At 41.0% G+C, this 6,245-nt stretch carries 8 protein-coding genes; 4 read left to right on the top strand and 4 right to left on the bottom strand.

Features of this window, described 5'->3' with window-relative positions; translation table 11 throughout:
* Positions 1-1,706: nucleoside-diphosphate sugar epimerase/dehydratase (locus PHT93_RS10525; RefSeq protein ID WP_300242627.1), on the top strand; the 1,706-nt coding region annotated here is incomplete at its 5' end.
* Between the two features lie 229 nt (positions 1,707-1,935).
* Here the strand turns inward: PHT93_RS10525 and PHT93_RS10520 are convergent.
* Genes PHT93_RS10520 through PHT93_RS10505 form a run of 4 tightly spaced genes read right to left on the bottom strand, consistent with a single transcriptional unit; the run spans position 1,936 to position 3,461 of the window.
* On the bottom strand, positions 1,936-2,346 hold the full coding sequence (locus PHT93_RS10520) for a hypothetical protein (protein WP_300242625.1): 411 nt from the start codon (positions 2,344-2,346) through the stop codon (positions 1,936-1,938).
* Positions 2,343-2,786, bottom strand: coding sequence for a D-Ala-D-Ala carboxypeptidase family metallohydrolase (locus PHT93_RS10515; RefSeq protein WP_300242623.1), 444 nt, complete (start codon positions 2,784-2,786; stop codon positions 2,343-2,345). Before PHT93_RS10515 ends, PHT93_RS10520 begins: the two co-directional genes overlap by 4 nt.
* The gene (locus PHT93_RS10510; RefSeq protein WP_300242621.1) at positions 2,770-2,988 is read right to left on the bottom strand and encodes a hypothetical protein; all 219 of its coding nucleotides are present in this window, start codon (positions 2,986-2,988) and stop codon (positions 2,770-2,772) included. The genes PHT93_RS10515 and PHT93_RS10510 overlap by 17 nt, the downstream gene beginning before the upstream one ends.
* Before the next feature lie 20 nt (positions 2,989-3,008).
* Positions 3,009-3,461 (bottom strand): HU family DNA-binding protein, encoded by a 453-nt coding sequence (locus PHT93_RS10505; protein ID WP_300242619.1) that lies wholly within the window; start codon positions 3,459-3,461, stop codon positions 3,009-3,011.
* Between the two features lie 628 nt (positions 3,462-4,089).
* Between PHT93_RS10505 and PHT93_RS10500 the strand changes: the two genes are divergently transcribed.
* From PHT93_RS10500 to PHT93_RS10490, 3 genes are all read left to right on the top strand, one after another.
* Entirely contained in the window at positions 4,090-4,407 is a 318-nt protein-coding gene (locus PHT93_RS10500; RefSeq protein ID WP_300242617.1) for a hypothetical protein, read from the top strand.
* The gene (locus tag PHT93_RS10495; protein ID WP_300242615.1) at positions 4,362-4,991 is read left to right on the top strand and encodes a nucleotidyl transferase AbiEii/AbiGii toxin family protein; all 630 of its coding nucleotides are present in this window, start codon (positions 4,362-4,364) and stop codon (positions 4,989-4,991) included. Before PHT93_RS10500 ends, PHT93_RS10495 begins: the two co-directional genes overlap by 46 nt.
* A gap of 162 nt (positions 4,992-5,153) precedes the next feature.
* Positions 5,154-6,245, top strand: a 1,092-nt coding sequence (locus tag PHT93_RS10490; protein ID WP_300242613.1) for an AAA family ATPase, incomplete at its 3' end; no start/stop codon positions are given.

Genomic DNA, 6,245 nt, shown 5'->3' with positions numbered 1-6,245 from the left:
ACAAAGGCGTAATTCGCCATTCTTCGTTTTCGGAAACCGGTCGCATTGGTCTTGCGGCTATCGTTAAGGTGCTTCTTTTGATAGGGAGTGCCTTTTTCTTTTTTGACTATCCTTTTTCCAAATTCCTCCGGATTTCGTTTGTTTTAGATGTGCTGATTACTTTTTTTATCCTTGTTACGCTTCGCATGGTTATGATCTCTGTTTATACCCATCTGCTGAAGTCGATCGGTGCTGTTAAGAACAATCTGCTGATTTTTACGAACGATCCCCATAATAATATGTTTCTGAACTCTCCTGTTCCGGATGTGATCGGAGAGTATCGTATGGCGGGTTTCCTACAGATAGGTTCTGAAAGCTCCTATCGTATTGGTGGGTATCCGTCCTATTTTGTTGCGAATAGTGCTGACTTTGGGTTATTGGTTGCAAAGCATTTAGTTAAAGCGGTTCTGTTTATGGACGATCATGCCGTAAAAGAAGAGGATGGTCGTTTGTTGCGGTATTGTGAAAAATATAAGATCAAGATGTTGATCCTGCCAAAGGTGAATGTGTTCAATAAAGAGACGCTTAAGAATAAGGAGTTGCAGGAAGTGCGGGTTGAGGATTTACTCAGCCGGGATGAAATAGAAATCAATATGTCGATGATCAAATATGAACTTGAAGGCAAAGTGGTCATGGTTACCGGTGCCGCCGGTTCGATCGGTAGCGAAATTTGTCGTCAGCTCTGTTCTTTTCCGTTGAAGCATCTTCTCTTGTTTGATTGTGCGGAAACTCCAACGCACAACCTGAGGTTAGAGCTGCTTGAAAAGTTTCCGGGACTTAGTTTTTCTTCGGTATTGGGTGATGTCAGGAATAAGGAACGGGTGGAAGCAATTATCGAACGTTACAGACCCGGCGTAATTTTTCACGCTGCGGCTTATAAACATGTTCCTCTGATGGAGGAAAATCCATGCGAAGCGATTTGCACCAATGTATATGGTACACGTATGGTTGCGGATGCTGCGGTTGCTTATGGGGTGGAAAAGTTTGTGATGATTTCTACCGATAAGGCCGTGAACCCAACCAATGTGATGGGGGCGTCTAAACGGCTGGCTGAGATGTATGTGCAAAGTCTGAACAGTGCTCTGCAACGCAAAGAACTAAAAGGAGTGACGCGTTTTGTTACTACACGTTTTGGAAATGTGTTGGGAAGCAACGGTTCGGTTATTCCTCTTTTCCGTCAACAAATAGCTAAAGGAGGACCGCTTACGGTAACGCATCCCGATATAATCCGTTATTTTATGACGATTCCCGAAGCCTGTCGCTTGGTGCTCGAAGCCGGAGCTATGGGGAAGGGGGGAGAGATTTTTGTGTTCGATATGGGGGAACCGGTTAAAATCGCGGATTTGGCCTATCGGATGATTACTTTAGCGGGTTTGGAACCCAATGTAGATATAAAAATCGTGTTTACAGGGCTTCGTCCGGGTGAAAAACTTTACGAAGAATTATTAAGCAATGAAGAGGAAACACTGCCTACTCCTCATGAAAAGATAAGAGTCGCCAGTGTTCGTCAATACGAATATGTCCGGATCGCAGGCGAAGTCGAGAAATTGACTACCCTGGCGTTTACTTCGGAGATAATGCCTACGGTTCGTCGAATGAAAGAACTTATTCCCGAGTTTATCAGTAAGAACTCTGTTTTCGAAGAATTGGATAAGAGCCTGTTTTAATTTTTATAGGATATTTCTTGAGGGCTTGTTTCGGTCTTCTTTCGTCTTCTTTTTTGCTTATCTGCATCTCCGCATTCAATCACATAGCCCGCTATGCTCATTCATGCGGATATACAACTAAACAAAAAATAAAACGAAATAAGCCACGAATAAAAATTTAAACAGGCTCTAAATTACAGGAAGGGGCTGGAATATGAAACCGGGATTTCAAATCCCGCCCGAGATCTGACTATGTTGAGCGTGCGAATTTTCGTCGGAAAAGGTAAATTAAACCTACCGCCAATATTAAAAAAGATAAGCGAAACGGGAATGAATGAACAGCGACAGGTTCTTGTTTTATGGAAATGACCTCGGTTTCTTTATTCAATGAAATATGATCCTGAAGCAACGACAAACTATCTGTTTCCCGAAATATACGGCGGGTTTCTGTTATACCGGAAATATGTTGCTTGCCGGAACTATCGGGCGGACTCATACGAACTTCCCGGATGAAATATAAATCTTTAACGTGACGATTGGCCATCTGCCTGAAAATAGACGTGTCAGTAAGCGTACGGAGGCGAGCGGCCTTGCTTTCCGTCTTCTTCGGAACTCCGCAGGACGAAAAGAGTAAAACACAAAAAAGCAAAACATAATTCATACATAGATTAATTGACGGCGATTGCTGCCGGATGAAGTAAATGAAAGATGAATAAATCCTCTGTGGCGATAATAGATAGCCTGGTCAAACTCCGGAGCATCCGGAGAGCGCAGAAGCTGAACCAGAGGTTGCAGGTCAACCATATACAGGTCGGCAGCTTCTCCTTTCAGATGTTGAGAGGTAGCCACACCGCCCACGCGTTTATTCAACGCCGGACAACGGTAGCCGCTGAGGATATGAATCGGACAGTCTCCACAATGGGTACGGATGGGTTCAAGCAAACGAACACACAGACAGCGCAACGCTTCAATTGCTTCGGGAGGAGGGGAATTGATAATTCCGTATTCAATAGCCACGCGGCTATAGGTAAATTCCTCCAGACGAAAATGCGCACTCAAACGGACAGAATAGTTGGTGGAAAATTCAGTTTTTGTTTTCATTCTCTTTCTTTCGCTCCTTTACTTTATAGGTATAGTCCACACCAAACAGAGCTCCGGCAAAAGTGGACATCTCGCCGAAAGCAACTAATACGCTTTGATGAATCTCTCCTTGCGGAGCAATCAGAAAAGCTAAAAATAGTAAGACAAGGCCGGCTACTGTCAGTAGCACAGCCATTGTCAATTGGATTTGCATCTTATGCATACAAGCCTATCAATGCAGGTTTAGATTTCACCGCCTTCATCATCGCCACCATTTCCGTTATTATTTCCGGTTTCAGGGGTCTGACCATCACTGATCTGATTGAATTTAGTGGTGATACGCGTTTCACGCAAAGATGCACCCGGAGTAAAGACGATCTTCGGAGTCTTGAGCATACTGGTGCTGAAGTCTTTCTTTTCCGTAACACCTTCGCTGCCGACCGACATACGGAAGTTTCCCAGTTCGCCAAGTTGAACAATACGTCCCGCTTTCAGTTGGAAATCGATCACGAAGTTCAGGTTGTCCAGCACAGCCTTCACATCAGCACTCGAAACCGTACTACGAGCAGCGATCAACATACAAAGTTCATCCAGATCTGCGATGCCATTGCTTTTAGAAGCAGCATACCATTTCTTTTCAGAATTCTTGTCACCAGGTTTAGAATAAAGATGAACTAATTTAAAATTTTGTCCCATAATAAATAAATGTTTAAAAAATTAATAATAGAAATACCTGAAAACTGTTGGTTAATTAACACACTGCAAAGGTATGGCAACAGAAAAGCGGCAAATTGGGGTGACGGTTACCCTAAATCGACGACCCCTAAATCGACGACCCCTAAATCCCCTGAAGGGGACTTTTCCGCCTGTTTTACAGTTCCCTTCAATGGATTCTCTGCCTTGTCTTACAGTCCCCTTCAAGGGATTTTTGCTTGTCTTACAAGCCCCTTCAAGGGATTTTCTGACTTGTCTTACAGTCCTCTTCAATGGATTTTCTGACTTGTCTTACAGTCCTCTTCAATGGATTTTCACCTTGTATTACAAGGCCCCTTCAATGGATTTTCCACCTGTCTTAAAGTCCCCTTCAGGGGATTTAGGGGTTGATTTAGGGGTCGATTTAGGGGTCGTCATTTAGGGGTCGTAAATTAGAGATTTCCCGGCCATCTGCAACAATTCATTAAAAACGCGTAAATGCCTTTCAGGTACTTGTAGCAGCTATTATAAAAGAATGTTTTAACACATGTTAGCGTATTGCTTAAATAGATACATCGCTTTTGTGAGTTATTTTGAGTAACTTTGTTTGAATACAATAAATTAATAGCCCATGTTTTTTACAAATTATCCTTTACATAAAGATGCCCGTATTCGCCCCTCCCTGTTATGGGAATACGATCCGGATGACTTTGACTGGCAGGCTATGCGTCAGGTGGTTGTGCAGCGTGTAATTGAACGTGGCAGGATGGATGATTTCTATGCGGCTCTTAATCTATATGGAATAGACGGTTTTAAAGAAGCAATAAAAAATATTCCGGATATGAACAGGAAAGACATTGCTTTTGTCTGCACAATATTCGATATAAACAAAGAAGAATTGAAATGTTATTCAAAGAAACAGTCTCCGACAGTACACTGGCGCTCTTAAAGCAATTAATGGAAGATGCCTTCTTTCATTCATTCAGACTTGTAGGGGGAACGGCCTTATCTCTTCAGATAGGACATCGGATTAGTATAGACCTGGATTTGTTTTCTGAAAAGACCTTTGAGGAGAGTGAAGTGGCCGACTATCTGAGACAAAACTATTCTTTTGAATTAGACTTCATGGATAAGGAAACAATAAAAGGAGAAATAGAGGGTGTAAAGATAGATTGTATAGCCCATAAATATCACTGGCTGAATACATTCAGTCAAGAAGAAGGAATTCGATTAGCTGGTTTAGATGATATAGCTGCAATGAAATTGAATGCTATTGCAGGTAATGGAACGAGAATAAAAGATTTTATAGATATTGCCTGTTTGTCAGACAAACGTTCGCTAAAACAAATGCTCGAAGCCTATCATAAAAAATATGCAAGTAATCCGGTTCTACCATTAAAAGCGCTGACATTTTTTGACGACATAAACTTTTCAGAGCCGATAAAAATGACCGGAACAACGAAGTTTGATTGGAAGAAGACAGCAAAGCGATTAAACGCTATGCTGAAATATCCAGATAAAATATTTGAATGAACCCCCGAATGTTTTGTTCGGAAAATATTCAAAATATAGGATCGTAGAGACAAGGTATGTCTTGTCTCTACTACTGAAAGTTAATTATGCGGAAATGCACAATGCGTTGAACGATTGTAAGATTATTTGTTAGTTTTGTAGTGCAATTTTAAACAAACAAGAATGGATTCACTATACGAAAGACAACAAGTATTGCTTGGACACACAAATCTGTCATTTAAACGATATATGTACGACAAAATCCCTTGGAACAGTCGTATGACAGGACTTGTTGGTCCGAGAGGTGTGGGTAAAACGACAATGTTGCTACAATACATCAAGGAAAACGATGACAAAACGATATTATATGTTTCGGCAGACGACATTTATTTTTCGCGTCACCGATTGACAGACTTAGCTGATGCATTTTATAAAAACGCGGGAAAACAATTGTTTATTGATGAAATCCATAAATACAAAGACTGGTCGATTGAATTAAAAAATATATATGACTTTTATCCCGATTTAAAAGTTTTTTTCACCGGTTCTTCGATACTTGATATCCGTAAAGGAATGGCAGACCTGAGTCGCAGAGCTTTGATGTATTCAATGCCCGGATTCTCTTTCAGGGAGTATTTGAAATTCGAACATCATATTGATGTAAAAGTGCATTCATTTGAAGATATAATAAATAACAATATATCCTTGTTAAACGAAATAAAACATCCGCTACCCTTGTTTAGAACCTATTTGGAGCAAGGATATTACCCTATGGCAGTGGAAGAGAATCTGGGTATTCGGCTGGGGCAAATTCTGAATATAACATTAGAAACCGATATACCACAATTTGCCAACTTATCCGTTACTACAGCGCGTAAGCTGAAACGCCTGTTGTTAGTTATCGCGGAAAGTGTTCCATTCAAGCCAAACTTTGTTTCGCTCGCCGCTAAATTGGAAATAAGCCGCAATTCGCTCGAAGAATATATGTCGTTTATGGAAGATGCCGGACTTATAGCTCGTCTTCGTGACCAGTCAACCGGAATAATCGGATTAGGAAAAGTAGATAAAGTCTATTTAGACAATACCAACCTTGTTTACTACTTGTCTGAGAAAGAACCGGAAATAGGAAATATTCGTGAAACATTCTTTTTGAATCAAATGCGGGTAAATAATGCAGTAGTTTCTTCAGCCGTCGCTGATTTTAAGATCGACCGATATACATTTGAAGTGGGTGGTAAAAACAAAACACAGGAACAAATTAAAAACACCCCAAAT

The organism is Massilibacteroides sp. (assembly GCF_028705895.1).
Lineage (GTDB): Bacteria > Bacteroidota > Bacteroidia > Bacteroidales > Tannerellaceae > Massilibacteroides.
Note: the sequence above shows the minus strand (reverse complement) of the source record. Positions and strands in the feature narration are given on the sequence as shown.

Excerpts from the sequence above, each read along its gene's own strand:
- PHT93_RS10520 (WP_300242625.1), bottom strand. The coding sequence starts at position 2,346 with ATGAATTATGTTTTGCTTTTTTGTGTTTTACTCTTTTCGTCCTGCGGA.
- PHT93_RS10515 (WP_300242623.1), bottom strand. The coding sequence starts at position 2,786 with ATGAAAACAAAAACTGAATTTTCCACCAACTATTCTGTCCGTTTGAGT.
- PHT93_RS10510 (WP_300242621.1), bottom strand. The coding sequence starts at position 2,988 with ATGCATAAGATGCAAATCCAATTGACAATGGCTGTGCTACTGACAGTA.
- PHT93_RS10505 (WP_300242619.1), bottom strand. The coding sequence starts at position 3,461 with ATGGGACAAAATTTTAAATTAGTTCATCTTTATTCTAAACCTGGTGAC.
- PHT93_RS10500 (WP_300242617.1), top strand. The coding sequence starts at position 4,090 with ATGTTTTTTACAAATTATCCTTTACATAAAGATGCCCGTATTCGCCCC.
- PHT93_RS10495 (WP_300242615.1), top strand. The coding sequence starts at position 4,362 with ATGTTATTCAAAGAAACAGTCTCCGACAGTACACTGGCGCTCTTAAAG.